Here is a 413-nt window from a genome sequence, read left to right as displayed (position 1 = left end):
GAGCGTCTGCCTTCTTGGGATGTTCAGGTCGAGGAGTAACCGTTCGCCAACCATGGCGTTTCAGGAGATAATAGAAACCATCACGTGTGAAAGTACGACCAATCTCTTTTTGATAGGCTTCAAATAACTGATTGACAGTTACAAATTCCCCAGCCTGAGCAGCTTCTATATGACGTTTTAGAAATCCTTGTTCTTCTTCGTAAGTCATATATTCTCGATGACGTCCACCACGGTTTTCTTGAAGAAGCGCTTCTAAACCGAACTCCTTATATTTTTTCAAATTTCTCCAAACAGTTGTTTTATTGCAATCTAGCAGATCCATGATTTCCTTATAACTCTTTCCTTTTGAGCGAAAATAAATAATCTGTAGACGTTTGTGATATTTGGCGTACGATGAATCTCTTAGGAGTTTT

Annotated in this window: 1 protein-coding gene; it reads right to left on the bottom strand. The window is 39.2% G+C overall.

All coding sequences use genetic code 11. The features are described from left to right. Window positions 1-413: helix-turn-helix domain-containing protein (locus ADI86_RS02800; protein ID WP_049531703.1), on the bottom strand; the 413-nt coding region annotated here is incomplete at both ends.

This window comes from Streptococcus pseudopneumoniae (genome assembly GCF_001074975.1).
In the GTDB taxonomy this organism is placed as follows: domain Bacteria; phylum Bacillota; class Bacilli; order Lactobacillales; family Streptococcaceae; genus Streptococcus; species Streptococcus pseudopneumoniae_D.
This window is presented reverse-complemented; position numbering and strand designations above follow the sequence as displayed.